We start from the raw sequence: 17,916 nt of genomic DNA on the forward strand, positions 1-17,916 counted from the left end.
CTGCTGTCAGAGCCTGCGCAGAACTGCCACCACACGGCCGAGCACGGTGGCGTCGTCGCCCGCGATCGGGTCGTACGCCGGGTTGGCCGGCATCAGCCACACGTGCCCGTCGCGCCGCTTGAATGTCTTGACCGTGGCCTCGCCGTCGATCATCGCGGCGACGATCTCGCCGTTCTCGGCCACGGGCTGCTGCCGGACGACCACCCAGTCGCCGTCGGTGATCGCGGCTTCGATCATCGAGTCGCCACGGACGTTCAACAGGAAGAGCGTGCCCTCGCCGACGATCTCGCGGGGGAGCGGGAACACGCTCTCGACGGCCTGCTCGGCGAGGATCGGTCCACCGGCCGCGATGTTGCCCAGGAGCGGCACGAAGGCGGGTGCCGGGCGGAGTTCGTCGGAGGTGGTGCTCTCGGTGGTGACCGTGCCCGCGGTCACGACGTCGTCGCTGACCGGCGCGTCGTCCGGCCCCCGCACGTCCACAGCGCGCGTGCGGTTGGGATCCCGGCGCAGGTAGCCCTTGCGTTCCAGGGTGCGCAGCTGGTGGTGCACCGAGGAGGTGGAGGTGAGGCCCACGGCGTCACCGATCTCCCGCACGCTCGGCGGGTAGCCGAACCGTTCGACCCAGTCGCGGATCACCTCGAGCACCTTGCGCTGGCGGGGGGTGAGCCCTGCCGGGTTGGTCGGGGGGTCGGGGAACGTGCTGACCTGTGCCGACCTGCCGTTCAGCGTCGCGTTGACGCCGCCGGGTGTGTCCGGGCCGGCCTCGCTACCGGCCCCGGTGCCGGGCTCGTCCCGTGCCATTCGTCGTGCCTCCTCCGTGGTCGCTGCCGGCGGCCTTCTCGCGCTGGCGTGGTTGCGACGCGGTGTCCGTTGTGGTCGGCACGACGGTAGCCCCGATCCCGTCCTCCGCCAAACGCATGTTCGAACGACACGCCCACTTTTCTCGATTCTGTCGGTGCCCGGTGGTAGACATCGCACAGACGTTCGTTCGAACGGTTGTTTGAGTCGCGCGGGCAGCGGTGGGGCTGCTCGACGAGCACGGCGTTGATTGGCACAACGTTGAGAGGCGAGGCGGCGATGAACGAGCACGACGGGATCGGGCGGCCGGCCGAGATTCGTTCCGGTGGGGGACGCCTTCAGACGTCGGGTGACGGGCGGGTGGCGACGTTGACGCCGCCGGGGGTGCAGTGGTTGCGCTCTCGCGTCGTCGAGCCGGAAGACCGGCCGGACGGCCCGGGCGATGCCGCCGCTGTGTGGGCCGGGCGGCGGTTTCGCGCCGCCGAGCGCGGGAGGGTCGGCGGGTCCGCATGGCACGGGCGGCGGCGGGGGTCGCGTGGCCCGCGCCCGGTGCGCCCGGTGGCGGTGCCGGTCGTCGTGCGGCCGGCCGCACTGCCGGGTCCGGCGTTGCCTGCAGTGCGGCTGCTCTCGTCGGGGCAGCGGCTCCTGGCGCGGCGGGTACTGGGTGGCAGGGCTGGGTTGCCGCTTCGGATCAGGGTGCGCCGTGCGCTGGCCGCCACGGGTCTCACCGTGGTCGCCGCGGCGGTCGTGGTCGGCCTCGGGCAGCTGGGCGGCGTCGTGGCCCAGTCCCGGGCCGACGTGGGTGGTGGCCCGGCCGTTGCGGTCGCCACCACGGTCACGGTGGGGCCCGAGGCCACCGTCTGGGAGGTGGCTCGTGGCGTGGCGCCTACGGCGTCTGGGCCCCAGCTGGCGGCGCTCACGGAGCGGATCGTCACCACCAACTCCCTCACTTCGGTGCAGCTGCACCCCGGCCAGGTACTGCGCGTGCCACAGGGTTGACCCTCGGCGTCCGCCGCGCCGCACCGAGTACTGCTCGTACTCGTTAGGAGGACAGATGGCGGCACGTATGGGGCCTCCGGCTTCCCCCGCCCCTACATGTTGTGGTTACACTCGTGTTGTTCGTTCACGGGGGTGGGTCTCGCGGCGGTCACGCCGGGAGAACTGTGGGGAAGGGATCGGTCCGATGCGCTGCCCGTTCTGCCGGTACTCGGACTGTCGCGTGATCGACTCCCGTGAGGTCGACGACGGCCAGGCCACGCGGCGCAGAAGGTCTTGCGCGGCGTGCGGTCGTCGGTTCACCACGGTCGAGGAGGCCGTGCTCGCCGTCGTCAAGCGCAGCGGGGTCACCGAGCCGTTCAGCCGCGAGAAGGTCGTCAACGGAGTCCGCCGAGCCTGCCAGGGCCGCCCCGTCGACGAGGACGCGCTGCAGAAGCTCGCCCACCGCGTCGAGGAGGCCGTCCGTGCGGGCGGCACCGCCGAGATCCCGAGCCACGAGGTTGGACTCGCCATCCTCGGCCCGCTGCGCGAGCTCGACGAGGTCGCCTACCTCCGATTCGCGAGCGTGTACCGCTCCTTCTCGTCCATCGAGGACTTCGAGAAGGAGATCGCCGAGCTCCGCACGCCCGGCAGCGGTCAAGCCGCCGACTGAAGTCCCGCACCCCGGCGCCTCGCTCCATCCGAGTCGCCGCCGTCCGGGCACCGACCGAGAACACATCTGCACACCCCGCACAGCAAGCCGAAGCATTCGCAACGCGCGCCGGTGCACCCAGCCACCGGCAGCGCGCAGGAGAGGGAGAGCATGACCGAGACCGTCGGAACCGCGTCAGGGCGAGGGAAGAAAGCCCAGGGCAAGTCGGGCAGGGCGGCGGGCCTCACCGTCGAGCGGATCTACACCACGCCAGGTGTCCACCCCTACGACGAGGTCAGCTGGGAGCGCCGCGACGTCGTCATGACCAACTGGCGTGACGGCACGGTCAACTTCGAGCAGCGCGGCGTCGAGTTCCCCGACTTCTGGTCCGTCAACGCCACCAACATCGTCACCAGCAAGTACTTTCGTGGCGCTGCGGGCTCGCCCCAGCGCGAGTCGAGCCTGCGGCAGCTGATCGACCGGGTCGTCGGCGTCTACCACCGCTCGGGCCTGGAGCACGGCTACTTCGCCACCGAGGAGGACGCCGAGGTCTTCGCCCAGGAGCTCACCTGGATGCTGCTGCACCAGGTGTTCAGCTTCAACTCGCCCGTGTGGTTCAACGTTGGCACGAACTCTCCGCAGCAGGTCAGCGCCTGTCTTCCGTACGACGCCATGGTCAGCACTCCGGCTGGCCTCGTCCCGATCGGCGAGTTGGTCGAGCGCGACGCCGTCGGCACGAAGGTGTTCGACGCGCACGGACTCACCAGCGTCGTCGCCACCAAGGCCAACGGGGTGCGCGAGGTCATCCGGCTGCACACGAAGGCGGGCCACCAGCTCGACGTCACGCCCGACCACGTGGTGTGGAAGAGCACCGGGCCCGGCACGGGCCGCTGGGTCGAGGCAGGGACGCTGCGCCCGGGCGACCAGCTTGAATGGCACCGCACACACTCGTACGGCGAGTCGGTGATCGAGGTCGCCCAGCTCGCGGAGGCGTCGCTGGCCGGTTGGCTGCAGAGCGACGGGTTCGTCGGCCGGTACGAGACGGGCACCAACCGATCGCTCACGATCGAGGCGATGACGGTCACCGAGGCCGAGCGGGCCTGGGTCGGAGCTGCCCTCGACGCGGTGTTCCCGGGGGTGCACCGCCACGAGCGCAAGGTGGCCACTCAGGACACTTCGCTCGACTGCCGGCGCACACGCCTCTACGGAGACGTGCTCTCCGAGTTCGTCGATCGCTGGGGGCTGCGGACGCGCGGTGTCGAGATGACAGTGCCCGCCCATCTCTTCACGGCTCCGCTGCCTGTCGTCGCCTGCTACCTCCGCAGCCTGTTCCAGGCGGAGGGATACGTGTCGAGGCGTGAGAGCTCCACGCTCGTCGGAATGGACATGATCAGCGAGCGGCTGATCCGCGGTGTCCAGACCCTGCTCGGCCGGTTCGGGATCTTCGCCCGCGTCGGACGCAAGGCCGACCCTCGGCCCGATCGACACGACCTGTGGAGCATCCGCATCCAGAACGCCGGCGACCGCCGCGCCTTCGCCGACGAGATCGGGTTCATCGACCCGGTCAAGGCGGCGAAGCTCGAAGCGTCGTTCGAGCTTCCCGGTCTCCCGGCTCGCGCCGTGAAGCGACTCGAGATCGCACGGATCGAGGAGCGCGGCGAGCAGGAGGTCTACGACATCCAGACGGAGTCCGGCGAGTTTCTCGCCGCTGGCCTGCGGGTGCACAACTGTTTCATCCTCGCCGTCGACGACACGATGGAGTCGATCCTCAACTGGTACCGCGAGGAGGGGCTGATCTTCAAGGGCGGTTCCGGCGCGGGGCTCAACCTCTCGCGCATCCGCTCGTCCAAGGAGCTGCTGTCCTCGGGCGGCACGGCCTCCGGCCCGGTGTCGTTCATGCGCGGGGCGGACGCCAGCGCGGGCACCATCAAGTCCGGGGGCGCCACGCGCCGAGCGGCGAAGATGGTCGTCCTCGACGTGGACCACCCCGACATCGAGGAGTTCGTCAGCACCAAGGCCAAGGAGGAGGCGAAGATCCGCGTGCTGCGCGACGCGGGCTTCGACATGGACCTCGGCGGCAGCGACATCACGTCGGTGCAGTACCAGAACGCCAACAACTCGGTGCGTGTCACCGACGAGTTCATGCGCGCAGTCGAGGCCGACAGCAAGTTCGGGCTGCGTGCCCGCATGACCGGAGAGGTCATCGACCGGGTTCCGGCGAAGAAGCTCTTCCGCACCATCGCGCAGGCGGCGTGGGAGTGCGCCGACCCGGGCATCCAGTACGACGGCACGATCAACGACTGGCACACCTGTCCCGAGTCGGGCCGGATCTCCGCCTCCAACCCGTGCTCGGAGTACATGCACCTGGACAACTCCAGCTGCAACCTCGCCTCGCTGAACCTGCTCAAGTTCCTCGGCGACAACGGCCAGTTCGACGCGGCGCGATTCCGGAAGGCCGTCGAGCTGATCATCACCGCGATGGACATCTCGATCTGCTTCGCCGACTTCCCCACCGAGCCGATCGCCGACACCACGCGCAAGTTCCGTCAGCTGGGCATCGGCTACGCCAACCTCGGCGCACTCCTGATGGCCACCGGCCACGCGTACGACTCCGAGGGCGGCCAGGCCCTCGCCGCGGCCATCACCTCGCTGATGACCGGTGCGGCGTACAAGCGCTCGGCCGAGCTCGCCGGCGTCGTCGGCACCTACGACGGCTACGCCCGCAACGCCGAGGCGCACCAGCGCGTGATCCGCAAGCACGCGGCGGCCAACGACGACGTCCGCACCTTCCCGGCGAGCAGCCCGGTCCACAAGCTCGCAACGAGCACCTGGAAGGAGTGCCTCGCGATCGGGGAGCGCAACGGCTGGCGCAACGCACAGGCCTCGGTGCTCGCCCCCACCGGCACCATCGGCCTGATGATGGACTGCGACACCACCGGCATCGAGCCCGACCTGGCGCTGGTCAAGTTCAAGAAGCTGGTCGGCGGTGGCTCCATGCAGATCGTCAACCAGACCGTGCCGCGGGCGCTCGTGAAGCTGGGATACCAGCACGAGCAGGTCGAGGCGATCGTGGAGTACATCGGCGAGCACGGCCACGTCATCGACGCGCCCGGGCTGCGCCACGAGCACTACGAGGTGTTCGACTGCGCCATGGGCGAGCGGTCCATCGCGCCGATGGGCCACGTCAGGATGATGGCCGCGGTGCAGCCGTTCCTGTCCGGGGCGATCTCCAAGACGGTCAACATGCCCGAGGCGGCCACCGTCGAGGACGTCGAGAAGATCTACCTCGAGGGCTGGAAGCTCGGCCTGAAGGCGCTCGCGATCTACCGGGACAACTGCAAGGTCGGCCAGCCGCTCTCGGCGGGCAAGTCGGCCAAGGCCACCGAGAAGGCCGAGGCCCCCGCCCCGGTCGAGGCCCGTCCGGTGCGCCGCAGGCTGCCGAAGAAGCGCCCCAGCGAGACGGTCTCCTTCACCGTCGGCGGCGCCGAGGGCTACCTGACGGCAGGGTCCTACCCGGACAACGGGCTCGGCGAGATCTTCGTCAAGCTCGGCAAGCAGGGGTCCACGCTGGCCGGTGTCATGGATGCCTTCTCGATGTCGATCTCGGTGGGCCTGCAGTACGGCATCCCGCTCGAGTTCTACGTCTCGAAGTTCTCCAACCTGCGGTTCGAGCCCGCCGGCATGACCGACGACCCGGACGTCCGCATTGCTACGAGCGTGCTCGACTACCTGTTCCGGCGGCTCGCGCTGGACCACCTGCCCTACGAGAAGCGCGCGCAGCTCGGCATCTTCTCCGCCGACGAGCGCACCAAGCAGGTGGCGGGCACCGACTACTCCACGAGCTACGGCGAGGTCGACGTGGAGGGCCTGCGGTCCTCGGTCGACGCCGCACCGGCGGCCGAGGAGGCCGAGCACACCCCGGGCGCTGCGCCCGCTCCGGTCGAGGTCGGCAGCTCCACCGAGCTGCTGGAGCTGCGGCTGGGCAAGGCCGCCGACGCGCCGTTGTGCATGACCTGCGGCACGAAGATGCGTCCGGCGGGCTCCTGCTACCTCTGCGAGGGCTGCGGCTCCACCAGCGGCTGCAGCTGAAAGCAGGCGGAAGCGCGCTGCTGGATGCCACTTCCCGTCGCAGCTGAGTGGCGCGAACCGGCGGGTGGTGGGGGTGGCGTCTGGCCGCTCCCGCCGCCTCCGGTGGGCAAGAACGACATCGATGCCCAGCAAGGCCTGTGCGGCGTGCGGGTGGCGCCTCGACCGACGCCGAGGGGCCACCCGGCAGCCAGGCGTTCAGACCGTGATCAGGCTGCCTGCGCCCGAGCGTGCAGCCTGGAAGCGGTTCTGGGCGTCGGCCCAGTTCACGACGTTCCACCAGGCCTTGACGTAGTCGGGCTTGACGTTCTTGTACTGCAGGTAGAAAGCGTGCTCCCACATGTCGAGCATGACCAGCGGGATCTGGCCGGCGGGGAGGTTGGCCTGCTGGTCGTACAGCTGGTGGATCAGCAACCGGCTGCCGAGGGCGTCCCAGCCGAGGATGGCCCAGCCGGAGCCCTGGATCGTGGTGGCGGCCGAGGTGAAGTGGGCCTGGAAGGCGTCGAAGCCTCCGAACGCGTCGTCGATGGCCGCGGCCAGCTCGCCGTCCGGCTTGTCGCCGCCGTCGGGCGAGAGGTTGTTCCAGAAGATCGAGTGGTTGACGTGCCCGCCCAGGTTGAACGCGAGTGTCTTCTCGAGCCCGACGATCGCGTCGAAGTTCCCGCTGTCGCGGGCTGCGGCGAGCTTGTCGAGCACGCCGTTGAGCGCGGTCACGTAGGTCTGATGGTGCTTGGAGTGGTGCAGCTCCATGATCTCGGCCGCGATGTGCGGTGCCAGCGCGCTGTAGTCGTAGGGGAGATCGGGAAGCGTGTACTGGGCCATGTCGGGTCCTCCGGCAGTTCGAGTCGTCGCCATCAGTCACAAGTAGCTGGCAACAACCTATTGCTTGCATCCTGAGGCCGCCAACGGCGGAGCTCAGGCGCTCAGTGCAGCCGGTAGTGGCACATCCTGAGGTCCGGCCGGCCGGAAATGCAGCGCTGCAGTCCTCTCGTTCGACGGCCCGCACCCGGCGCGGCCATGGCCGACACCTGCCGCCTCGGCACAGGCGATCACACCTCAATTCGCCAGCGCAAGGTAGTTGCCAAGAACTTGCAACAGCTGCTTGGAGCTGAGAGCATCGGGGCCTGTTCCGGTGATCGTTCTGGCAGCTCGACATCGGAGCGTGTGCGGGGCTCGTCGTGCAGCGGCGAGTCCCGCTCGCTCTGTGAGTGGCTCGGTGGGCTGCGCGATCCGGGTCCCGTCCTGCCGACGCTCTCCGTTGCGTGGTGATGTCGTCTGGGGGGAGTTGCATGCCGGCTGTCGGGCTGTTGCGGGTGACGCGCGCGATGCTCGCGCTCATGGTGGTCGTGCTGGTGGCCTCGGCCTGCGCTGGTGGAGGGAGTCCGTCCGGTGGCGGACCCGCTCCTACCGAGCTGAGGCTGGCGATCGGGGGCGAGTCCGAGGAGGGTTACGACCCCACGCTCGGCTGGGGCCGCTACGGCTCGCCGTTGTTCCAGTCGACGCTGCTGACACGCGATGCAGACCTGAACATCGTCAACGATCTCGCCACCGGATACACCGTGAGTCCGGACGGTCTCGTGTGGACGGTCGACGTTCGTGGCGACGCGAGGTTCACGGACGGTTCGCCGGTCACCGCTCAGGACGTCGCGTACAGCTTCACCGCAGCGAGCAGGAGCGGTGGCCTGACCGACGTCACGGTGTTGCGGGAGGCCGTTGCGATCGACGGCGACACGGTGGAGCTGAGGCTGATCCGGCCGCAGAGCACGTTCGTCAACCGGCTGGTCTCGCTCGGGATCGTGCCGCAGCACGCGCACGGTCCCGACTACGCCCGCAACCCGGTGGGCTCCGGCCCGTTCCGGTTCGTCCAGTGGGACCAGGGCCAGCAGCTGATCGTCGAGCGCAACGACGATTACTACGGCACGAAGCCCGCGTTCGAACGGATCGTCTTCGTGTTCACGGGCGAGGACGCCACCATGGCGAGCGCGAGTGCGGGTCAGGTGGACATGGCGGCGGTGCCGTCGTCGCTGGCCACCGCCACGGTGGCGGGGATGCGGCTCGTGCCGGTGACGTCGGTGGACAACCGGGGGATCATGTTCCCCAACGTCCCCGATACCGGGCAGACCACCGCCGACGGTCAGCCGATCGGCAACAACGTCACCGCCGATCTCGCAATCCGTCGGGCTGTCAACTACGCGATCGACCGGCAGGCCCTTGTCGACGGCGTGCTGGAGGGCTACGGATCGCCGGCAACCGGTCCGGTGGACGGGCTGCCCTGGTACGAGCCGAGATCAGCGATCACCGGCTACGACCCGGCGCGGGCGAGCGCGATCCTGGACACGGCGGGCTGGGCCGACACGGACGGCGACGGCATCCGTGAGCGCGGAGGAGTGCGGGCCGCGTTCAGCCTGCTGTACCCGGCGGAGGACACCCTGCGCCAGGGGCTCGCGCTGTCGGCCGCCGACATGCTCCGCCCGGTCGGTATCGAGGTTGCCACCAACGGTGTCAGCTGGGATGTGATCGACTCGCGGCTGCATGCCGACGCGGTGCTGTTCGGCTGGGGGAGCCACGACCCGACCGAGATGTACAACCTGTACTCCTCGAAGCAGGCCGGGATCGAATACTGGAATCCCGGCTTCTACGCGAACCCGAGCGTCGACGCCAACCTCGACGCGGCTCTGGGCGCCACCGACCCGCAGGCTGCCACGGCGTTCTGGAAGGCCGCGCAACTCGATGCGAACGGTCAGGGCTTCGGACCGGCGGGCGATGCGGCGTGGGCGTGGCTGGTCAACCTGCAGCACACCTACTACGTCGACGAGTGCCTGGACATCGGCAAGCCTCAGATCGAGCCGCACGGGCACGGATGGCCGATCACGGCCGGAATCACCGGTTGGCGTTGGACCTGCTGAACACCGGCCCGTCCGCGAGATGGGCGGCGACGGGCCGGTTCGTTCTCTCCCGCCTCGGGCGGCTGGCACTGCTGCTGGTCGCGGTGGCCACGGCCTCGTTCATCCTGATGGTCAACTCCCCGGTCGACCCGGTGAACGCCTACGTCGGCGCCGACGTGGCCGCGATCGGGCCGGAGCAGCGGGCGCAGATCGCCGAGCGCTGGGGTCTCGACGACCCACCGATGGAGCGGTTCGGCGCCTGGCTCGGGCAGATCGTGCAGGGCGATCTGGGCTGGTCCTCGACCTTCAACCAGCCGGTCGCCGACGTGATCGGCGAGAAGTTCCTGACCAGCCTCGCGTTGATGGCGGTGGCCTGGTTGTTGTCCGGGGTGATCGGGTTCGGGCTCGGGGTGCTCGCCGGGGTCCGCCGTGGCCGGTTGGCCGACCGCGTGACCTGCTGGTGGGCCTACACCCTGGCCTCGGCGCCGACGTTCTGGGTGGGGCTGCTCCTGCTCTACGTGTTCTCGGTGTCGCTGCAGTGGACGCCGCTGTGCTGCGCGGTGCCGGTCGGAACACTGACCGGTGAGGTGAACCTGCTCGATCGGCTGCACCACTTGATCCTTCCGGCCGTGACACTGTCCATCGTCGGGATCGCCCCGGTGGTTCTGCACACCCGGCACGCGGTGATCGAAGCCATGGCCGGCGATTACGTGGCGTTCGCACGGGCGCAGGGTGAGTCGACGCCGGGGCTCGTCGTGCACCGGGTGCTGCGCAACGCGGCCGCGCCCGCTCTGCTGCTCCAGTTCGCCTCCCTCGGCGAGCTGTTCGGTGGCTCCGTGCTCGCCGAACAGGTCTTCTCCTACCCGGGGCTGGGAGCGGCCACCACGGCGGCCGCGCTGGGACAGGACGTCCCGCTACTGCTCGGGATCGCCCTGTTCACCACGGTGTTCGTCTTCGCGGGCAACACGGCAGGCGACCTCGTGCACGCTCGGCTGGATCCACGGGTGCGACGGAACCCCGCAACGGCAGGCACCCACCGGGCGAGGCGCACCGACCCGAGCCTGCCCGTCGACCGACCGGCCCTCGGCGAGGGAACCCGATGACCGCGCACACCGTGATCGCCGGCCGGACCGGGCTGCTCTCCGACCGTCGCCGCCGGACTCTGGCATACATCGGACTGTCGCTGGTGGTCGTTCTCGCCGTCGTGGTGGCCGGCACCCTGGCGACCGATGCCGCACAGACCACGAGCCTCACCGACCGCAACCTGGGCCCCTCGTGGGAGCACGTCTTCGGCACCGACCGGCTCGGGCGCGACATGCTTGCGCGGGTGCTCTCCGGGCTGCGGCTGAGCCTCGTGGTCGGCACGACCGCGGCGGTCATCTCGGCCCTGATCGCTGTGGCGCTGGCCTGCGCAGCCGCGGTGGGCGGGAGGCTCGTCGACCGTGCCGTGACCTGGCTCGTCGACCTGTTCCTGGCCCTGCCGCACCTCGTGCTGCTGATCCTGCTGGCCTTCGCGTTCGGTGGCGGCACGCAGGCGGTCATCATCGCCGTCGCGGTGACGCACTGGCCCACCCTCACGCGGGTGCTGCGTGGGAAGGCCGCCGAGGTCGTCTCGTCGGACTACGTGGCGGTCGCCCGCAGCCTCGGCAAGGGCCGGGGTTGGATCGCGCGCCGGCATCTGGTGCCGCACCTGGCCGGCCACTTCCTCGTCGGGACGGTATTGCTGTTCCCGCACGCCATCCTGCACGAGGCGGCCTTGTCGTTCCTCGGTCTCGGGGTGGACCCGGCCGAACCGTCGATCGGGGTGCTCCTCGCCGAGTCGATGCGCTACCTGACGGCGGGCGCGTGGTGGCTCGCCGTGCTACCCGGCTTGTGCCTGCTCGTCGTGGTCAAGCTGGTCGACACGATCGGCGAGAACTGCCGCGTGCTCCTCGACCCGAGGAGCCACCACCTGTGAACGCACCGCTGCTGCGCGTCGACGATCTCCGGGTCTCCTTCGTCCAGTACGAGCGGGGCCTGCACCGCCGGGTCGTCACAGCGCTGGCCGGGATGGACCTGACGGCCGACGCGGGGGAGGTGGTGGCGCTGGTCGGAGCGAGCGGGGCGGGCAAGAGCCTGCTGGCCCATGCCGTGCTCGGCCTGCTCCCGCCGAACGTCCAGGAATCCGGCACGGTCGTGTTCGACGGGACGGTCGCGGACCAGGACGCCCGCCGGCGGCTCGCCGGGCGCGAGATCATGCTGCTTCCGCAGTCGGTGTCCTTCCTCGACCCCGTCGCCCCGATCGGACGCCAGGTACGGCGCTCGGCCCGGCTGGCCGGCCTCGCTGATCCGCGGCGGGCGGCCGAGGAGGCCCTCGAGCGGCGCGGACTGGGACCAGAAGTGCTGCGCCGCTACCCGCACGAGCTCTCCGGCGGCATGATCCGCCGGGTCCTGGTCGCGATGGCCACGATGAGCCGTCCCCGTCTGATCTTCGCGGACGAGCCGACCCCCGGCCTGCAGCCGGCTGCCGCCCGAGCGATCCTTGCCGAGTTCCGGGAGCTGGCCGACTCCGGCTGTGCCGTTGTCCTGATCACCCACGAGTTGCGCGGTGCGCTGGAGATCGCCGACCGGATCGTGATCTGCCACGACGGCCGGACGATCGAGGTGGCCGACCCGCAGTCGTTCAGCGGCGACGGATCCCTGCTCGTCCATCCCCACAGCCGCGCGCTCTGGCAGGCGCTGCCGGACAACGGGTTCCGAGCGGCCACGGAGGCCTGATGCTGCACGCCGACGACCTGTGGTTCCGCTACGACACCAGGCTGCCCTGGATCGTGCGCGGGGTGTCCCTTCGCATCGAGGACGGCGAGGTGGTCGGCCTGCGCGGCCCGAGCGGCACGGGCAAGAGCACCCTCGGTCGCCTGTTGGCCGGGTTCGCCCAGCCCGACCGTGGCAGCGTCACCGTCGACGGCGCACCCGCTCGCCCCGACGACCACGCGCGGCGCGCGCATCCGGTGCAGCTCGTGCTGCAGCACCCGGAACGGGCCGTGAATCCACGGTGGACCGTTCGCGAGATCCTCGCGGAGACCGGTGCGTCGCGGACGGACATCGATGGACTCGACCACGCCCTCGTCGCGCCGCAGTGGCTCGATCGGTTCCCGCACGAGATCAGCGGGGGCGAGTTGCAGCGGGTGAACCTCGCACGCGCTCTGCTGGCCCGGCCGCGGTTCATCATCGCTGACGAGATCAGCGCCAGCCTGGACGCGGTCACGCAGGCGCGGATCTGGCACCTGCTTCTCGCCGAGACACGTTCGGCCGGAATCGGAGTGCTTGCGATATCCCACGATCGACCTCTGCTCGACGTGGTGGCCGACCGCACCCTCGAATGGGCCGATCTCTCCACGACCGGAACTCAGGAGCTGACGACGCAGGAGCCGTCCCGTTGACCGCCGCCTGATCAGAGCAGGTCGTGATGACCGGCGCGATCAGGGCGAATCCGACCTTCTCGGCCACCGTGAGCGAAGAGGCGGTTCATGATGGTCACTGCGCCGCGCACGTTCTTCTCGGCGACGGCACTCACGAAGCTTCGAAACTCCCCGGTCTCCGGGGGGCCGCTGGCCCGTTTCGGCATCATGAGCAGGGGGCTGTAGAACGAGAGAGCCAACAGCTCGATCGCCGCATTGTGGCTCGCTCGTGCAACTCGAATGTGGAACTCGGCCGAGAGAGATCCCAGGTCGCCGTTCGTCGGGACGACTGCCTCGGAGCGATCGCAGATTGCGAACAGGTCCTCGATGTCGCTCTGATCTGCGCGTTCGCACACGACCGGCAGGATCCCCAATTCGAATGCCTGCCGCGCCTCCACCACGTCTGCGGCCTCGTTCACCGAGAGGGCCAGCACGTCAGCGATGCTCTCGATGACCCGGACGCCGGTCGGGGACGTGATGTACGCACCACCCTGAATGCCGACCCGGATTGTGACCAGCCCGTGCGTCTCCAGCGTGCGCAGGGCCTCCCGCACGGTGACCCGACTGACACCGAACCGGTCGCCGAGCTCGCGCTCCGACGGTAGGCGATCTCCCGCGACCAGCAGTCCCGCGCGCATCAGGGCTCGAACCCGATCAACGATCATCATCGGCGCCCGCCGTGCCGTGGTGCGGTCGAACGTGTCGGCGGTCGCAGCCGGGGTGACGAGCAGCTGGTGGCTGTCCTCGTGAGATTCCATGGTCCGTTCCCGAGGTCGAGTCGCGGGAAGGCTGTTGCCAGCGAGGCGGCCCGACGAGCGGGTAGCGCTTCAGGTCTCAGCCCGATCGGACGACATCAGCCCCAGGAGCAGACATTATTGCAAGCTAACTGCAATTGCCAGAAGTGCGCGTGAGGCTCCGCATGAGACCTGCGTCAAGCACGACCGCACACAGCGGCGACGGCAGCGACTGCAACGTTCACGCAGCCGCTGCCACCGTCACCTCCTGCGCCTGCTGTACGACGATCACGAGGGCTTGCTGGTCGACGGGCCCAGCAGGAAGAGGCGCGTAGCCCGGGAGCCAGGTCGGGTGCTGCGACGAGCGTCCCTTCGTCGGGCTGTCACATGCCCGGTCCTGCGGGCTGGGATCTGTAGTGCATCCACATGGCGTCGGCGAGCAGGAACGCGAGCAGGGACACGCCGAGGACCGGCAGGAAGATGCCGGCGGCCACGGCGACGAGCCCCACCGCGAGTACGGCGCCGGCGCCCGGTCGCTGGTTCCCGGCCGGGCCGGGCATCGCGGCCCTGCGGGTGGGGCGGCGCAGCCACCACATTCGGTAGCCCCAGATGACGAGGCAGACGATGCCGAGGGCGAGGACGGCGAGGATGATCTGGTTGGCGACGCCGAAGAGCAGGCCCATGTGTGCATCGATGCCCCAGCGGGCGAGCTTCGCCGCGAGCGGCCAGTCCGCGAAGCGCAGCTCGGCGACGATCGCGCCGGTCGCGGGGTCGACGGAGACGGCGTCCTGCTTCTCCGGTCAGGACCGCTGCACCTGCTTGACGACCCAGGCCTCGCCGTCGCCGGGAGTGATGGCGACCGGGTCGGACAGCCCGGCCGCTCGGGCTGCGGTCAGCACACGGTCGGCCGTGCCGGCCATCTGCGCCGGATCGGTGACGGACGAACCGTGGTCGGCGATGCCCCCGGACAGGGCCTGGCTGACCGAGGGAGTCGACCAGTTCAGGGCCTCCCGCAGATCGGAGACGTTGTTGCCGGCGAACTGCGACCAGGTCAGGCCGGTCGCGGACAGGAACAGCATTCCGATGGCCGCCCATAGCCCGACGGACCCGTGCCAGGAGCGCAAGCGGATGAGGCCTCGCGCCGATCCCTGGGGCAGCAGCGTGCGGCGGACCCGGAGACGGTTCCGGCGGCGGACACACCAGAGAGCGAGGCCGCTCAGCGCGAGAACGCCGAGCCAGCTCGCGGCCAGCTCGCTGTAGACGCGGCCGACGTCGCCGAGCATCAAGGTGCGGTGCAGCTCGTCGAACCATGCCCGGACCGGGAGCCATTCCCCGAATGTGTCCAGCACGCCGCGGACCTCGCCGGTATAGGGGTCGACGAAGGCGGTGCGCGTGTATCCGTCGCGGACTCCGGGCGCATCGAAGGAGACCCGCGTGGTGCCGTCGGGGGTGCTCTGCGGCCGGATCTCGGTGATCGTGCCGCCGGGCACCGCGGCGGCCGCCGCGGTGACCTGTCGTTGCAGGTCCACTCGCTGATCCCGGATCGGGACGGTGAGCTCCTGGTGGTGTACGAGCTGCTCGAGCTGAGGTGTGACGGTGTACGCCAGCCCCGTCACCGCGGCCACCAGCAGGAACGGCCCGACAAACAGCCCGACATAGAAATGCAGCCGCAACACCAGCGGCCGTAATCCGGACCACCACCAGGCCCTGCGTCCGCGTGATTGTGGGGCTGACGAGTTCGGTGCCATGGGGGGTGTCGACATCGGCGGTCGTGGCGCGGAACCGCCTGGTGTCGAGTGGTCGAGGATCTCGGACATCGCCGGCCTTCTGGTCGGGGGGAGGGGACACGGACGGACCGGCCGCGACGGAGCGGCCCATCGATCGGGTCGGGAACGGGAGGAGGCTGCTCAGCGCATTGCGAGCAGCGCTGCGGCCATGCCGAGGCTCATCAACAGGTGGCAAGCGGCGTCGAGCCGGGGTCCGGTCAGTTGTGCGACACCGGATGATGCGGTTCGAGTGAGGACGGCTGTCGCCGTGCCGGAAGCCGGTACGGACGACCGGACCTCGGACACGGAGACCTGCGCAACAACCGGCCGGAACAGCCGAGACGACCACATCGCCATCGCAGCGACCAGTAGTACGACGAACGCGTAGGTGATCACACGGGCCCAGGTCGGCGCCCCGCCCATGCCGCTCATATCCATCCCGCCAGGGCCGTTCGCGCCGTGCATTCCCGGCATGTCGTCCATGCCCGCCATCGAGGCGTGGTCAGCGTGCGCGCCGCCTCCCGCCGACATGTCCATGCGCATGCCGGATCCGCTCATCAGAACGGGCATGGCGGCGACCATCCACACCATCGCGGCCGACATGACGAGGTGGTAGGCCGTCGCGCTGCGGCCGTGTCCGTGGTCGGGTCCGGCGATACGGCCCAGGAACCACAGCCCGAGCAGGCCGAAGACCACGATCTGCAGGATCCCGCTCGCGGTGTCCGGACCGCCGCTGTATGCCCACGTCATGGCGATCATCGCCAAGCTCATCAGCAGGTGCGTCAGCTCGGCGACACGGTCACCGTCGGTCGAGGCACCGGAGACCAGCCCGGCGAACCGAACCAGTGAGTACAGGCCCGTCACGGCGAACGCGACCGTGAACGCGATCATCAGGGCGTGGGATGCGAACAAATCACCCTCCTCTACTGTCGGTAGAAGAGGTCGTCGTCTGCCGGTCGCTGGTTCCACACCGGCGGTCACATCTCAGTTCGGGCCGCAAATGAAGAGCCGCCCCGCGGTCGACCCGCGTTAGCCTCAGCCGGCATCGACGAACCCGTCAAGCGGTCGGATGTCGGCCCGCGAAGGCAGAGCTGGCCTCGGAGACGGGCTAGTGCCGGTGGCCGGGTTCGTTCACGGTGAGCACGCGCCATGGGGCGGGGAATATTCGCCATTTCCCGTTGACGTACACCAGGCCGTCGAGGATCACGCCGTTGGTTTGGCCGGGTGCGACGAAGATGATCTCATAGATCGTCAATCCTGGTCTCAAATGCGGCGCAATCGCTCGGTAACCGCCCGGGAACTGGGACGCAGCGCCCGTTCCGGCCGCGAGTTGTTCGCTCGTCGCCATCTCGATCCTGAACTGGGTCTGGCCCGGCGCGGGGGACACGATCCACGACGGCGTCGCCCAGAATCCGTCGTAATGGAGCCGTGCGGCGCTCAGTGTCTCCTCGTCGAAGACAGCGGCGTAGTCCTCGTCTGCTGGTTCGAGAGCCATGGTGAGCGCCAGCGGATTTGCGTCAGGCTTCAGGAATTCTTCGGCGATCAGGCGAACCCCCTCGGGAGGCCCCGGAAAGCTCGCGAGTTCCGGACCTCGGCATCCAGTCGCGAGAAGACCGAGGAGAGCCACCGCGAGCGTCGAGAGTGCCCAGGGGCGTCGAAATCGGAGTCTGGCTCGACCATATTTCATCGTGCCTCCTGGAGCCGCTCCAACGCCGCGGCGGCCGAGTGCGCGGACGGAGTTCGATCGCGCCGGGGTTCAGTTTCTCTTCGCTGCGCGGCGGGCGTGCAGGACGGCGCCGACACCTACGCCGAGACCGAGGGCTCCGAGCAGCAGTCCGGCGCCGCCGAGCCAACGAGCAGTGGCATCCGTCTGGCCAGCACGTGGACCGTTCTCGCTCCCAGGAGCCGCGCTCTGATCGTGCACAGTCGGGCCGGCGGCGGTCAGCGTGATCCTCGGGGCTGGCCGCTCGGGCTCGGAGCCGTCGGTATTCGGCGGCTGGTTCCAGTCCACGACCTCACCGTTGTCGTAAGTCTGACTGGTCGGCAAGATCACCTCGCTGACACCGGTCGGGAATTCGATCAGGAGGGGGAATTCGAGGTACTGCCCGGGCGCGATGCGGTTACCGGGAGCCGCGGTCCAGGTGACCGAGCCGACGGCTTCTGTGAGCGTCTCACCGTCGGCCTGCACCGGCGGGTTGAGCGGGACCGTTCTCGTGGTCGCGTTCCAGCCCGGAACGGGCGTGGTGGACACCGAGGTGATCGGATGATCGGTGGGCATGGTGACCGACAGGGCGATGGTGTCTGCGACATCGGACTCATCGGGCACACGAAAAGCAATGACGGTTTCGCTGCCCTGCGTCGCAGTGTCGGGCTGGGGCGTGACGTGGGCAAAGGCCGGGGTGGCGCCGACGAAGGCAACTGCTCCGGCGACGGTGACGACAGTAGCGACACGCCGGACGGCGCGACGTGACGTTCGGCCCGCAGAACATTCCGACGAGGGAAATTCCGCTGTGGAGTGGCTGGACATGGATGACTCCGGAGACGGGCGCGCTATCGGAACTGAGGGGCAGGGTGCGAAGC

Annotated in this window: 15 protein-coding genes and 1 pseudogene; 8 read left to right on the forward strand and 8 right to left on the reverse strand. The window is 69.4% G+C overall.

Features of this window, described 5'->3' with window-relative positions; translation table 11 throughout:
* Positions 1-6: 6 nt before the first annotated feature.
* Complete coding sequence (gene lexA / locus ACQPZQ_RS10570) at positions 7-801, reverse strand: transcriptional repressor LexA (RefSeq protein WP_433294535.1); 795 nt, start codon at positions 799-801, stop codon at positions 7-9.
* Positions 802-1,077: 276 nt separating this feature from the next.
* Between lexA and ACQPZQ_RS10575 the strand changes: the two genes are divergently transcribed.
* The 3 genes from ACQPZQ_RS10575 (at position 1,078) to ACQPZQ_RS10585 (ending at position 6,514) form a co-directional block, all read left to right on the forward strand.
* The gene (locus ACQPZQ_RS10575) at positions 1,078-1,797 is read left to right on the forward strand and encodes a hypothetical protein (protein WP_433294537.1); all 720 of its coding nucleotides are present in this window, start codon (positions 1,078-1,080) and stop codon (positions 1,795-1,797) included.
* 184 nt (positions 1,798-1,981) lie between these two features.
* A complete protein-coding gene (gene nrdR / locus ACQPZQ_RS10580) occupies positions 1,982-2,446 on the forward strand; it encodes a transcriptional regulator NrdR (RefSeq protein ID WP_241042226.1) in 465 nt (154 codons plus the stop codon).
* A 150-nt stretch (positions 2,447-2,596) separates the two neighbouring features.
* Positions 2,597-6,514 (forward strand): vitamin B12-dependent ribonucleotide reductase, encoded by a 3,918-nt coding sequence (locus ACQPZQ_RS10585; RefSeq protein WP_433294540.1) that lies wholly within the window; start codon positions 2,597-2,599, stop codon positions 6,512-6,514.
* Between the two features lie 195 nt (positions 6,515-6,709).
* Here ACQPZQ_RS10585 and ACQPZQ_RS10590 read toward each other — a convergent pair whose 3' ends face one another.
* Entirely contained in the window at positions 6,710-7,333 is a 624-nt protein-coding gene (locus ACQPZQ_RS10590) for a superoxide dismutase (RefSeq protein WP_433294542.1), read from the reverse strand.
* 467 nt (positions 7,334-7,800) lie between these two features.
* Between ACQPZQ_RS10590 and ACQPZQ_RS10595 the strand changes: the two genes are divergently transcribed.
* From ACQPZQ_RS10595 to ACQPZQ_RS10615, 5 genes are read left to right on the forward strand one after another with little or no spacing between them, the layout of a single operon-like run.
* On the forward strand, positions 7,801-9,417 hold the full coding sequence (locus ACQPZQ_RS10595; RefSeq protein WP_433294545.1) for an ABC transporter substrate-binding protein: 1,617 nt from the start codon (positions 7,801-7,803) through the stop codon (positions 9,415-9,417).
* Entirely contained in the window at positions 9,405-10,499 is a 1,095-nt protein-coding gene (locus tag ACQPZQ_RS10600; protein WP_433294547.1) for an ABC transporter permease, read from the forward strand. Before ACQPZQ_RS10595 ends, ACQPZQ_RS10600 begins: the two co-directional genes overlap by 13 nt.
* A complete protein-coding gene (locus ACQPZQ_RS10605; protein ID WP_433294549.1) occupies positions 10,496-11,353 on the forward strand; it encodes an ABC transporter permease in 858 nt (285 codons plus the stop codon). The genes ACQPZQ_RS10600 and ACQPZQ_RS10605 overlap by 4 nt, the downstream gene beginning before the upstream one ends.
* Entirely contained in the window at positions 11,350-12,153 is an 804-nt protein-coding gene (locus tag ACQPZQ_RS10610) for an ATP-binding cassette domain-containing protein (RefSeq protein WP_433294551.1), read from the forward strand. The genes ACQPZQ_RS10605 and ACQPZQ_RS10610 overlap by 4 nt, the downstream gene beginning before the upstream one ends.
* Positions 12,153-12,818: an ABC transporter ATP-binding protein gene (locus ACQPZQ_RS10615; protein WP_433294553.1), complete on the forward strand. Its 666-nt coding sequence runs from the start codon at positions 12,153-12,155 to the stop codon at positions 12,816-12,818. Before ACQPZQ_RS10610 ends, ACQPZQ_RS10615 begins: the two co-directional genes overlap by 1 nt.
* An 11-nt stretch (positions 12,819-12,829) precedes the next feature.
* Here the strand turns inward: ACQPZQ_RS10615 and ACQPZQ_RS10620 are convergent, their stop codons facing one another.
* The 6 genes and pseudogenes from ACQPZQ_RS10620 to ACQPZQ_RS10645 all read right to left on the reverse strand — a co-directional run bounded on the left by ACQPZQ_RS10620 (position 12,830) and on the right by ACQPZQ_RS10645 (position 17,863).
* Positions 12,830-13,594 carry a FadR/GntR family transcriptional regulator gene (locus ACQPZQ_RS10620; protein WP_433294555.1) on the reverse strand — a complete coding sequence of 255 codons (765 nt, stop codon included), beginning with the start codon at positions 13,592-13,594 and terminating at the stop codon, positions 12,830-12,832.
* A 359-nt stretch (positions 13,595-13,953) separates the two neighbouring features.
* Positions 13,954-14,328: pseudogene (locus tag ACQPZQ_RS10625) on the reverse strand (PepSY domain-containing protein); the annotation flags it as partial.
* 42 nt (positions 14,329-14,370) lie between these two features.
* Positions 14,371-15,246 carry a PepSY-associated TM helix domain-containing protein gene (locus ACQPZQ_RS10630; RefSeq protein ID WP_433294557.1) on the reverse strand — a complete coding sequence of 292 codons (876 nt, stop codon included), beginning with the start codon at positions 15,244-15,246 and terminating at the stop codon, positions 14,371-14,373.
* A 231-nt stretch (positions 15,247-15,477) separates the two neighbouring features.
* Positions 15,478-16,248, reverse strand: a complete 771-nt coding sequence (locus ACQPZQ_RS10635) for a DUF5134 domain-containing protein (protein WP_433294559.1) — start codon at positions 16,246-16,248, stop codon at positions 15,478-15,480.
* A gap of 196 nt (positions 16,249-16,444) precedes the next feature.
* Positions 16,445-17,023 (reverse strand): hypothetical protein, encoded by a 579-nt coding sequence (locus tag ACQPZQ_RS10640; RefSeq protein ID WP_433294561.1) that lies wholly within the window; start codon positions 17,021-17,023, stop codon positions 16,445-16,447.
* Positions 17,024-17,092: 69 nt separating this feature from the next.
* Positions 17,093-17,863: a YcnI family copper-binding membrane protein gene (locus ACQPZQ_RS10645; RefSeq protein WP_433294563.1), complete on the reverse strand. Its 771-nt coding sequence runs from the start codon at positions 17,861-17,863 to the stop codon at positions 17,093-17,095.
* Positions 17,864-17,916: the final 53 nt, after the last annotated feature.

Source organism: Pseudonocardia sp. CA-142604 (genome assembly GCF_050948475.1).
Lineage (GTDB): Bacteria > Actinomycetota > Actinomycetes > Mycobacteriales > Pseudonocardiaceae > Pseudonocardia > Pseudonocardia alaniniphila.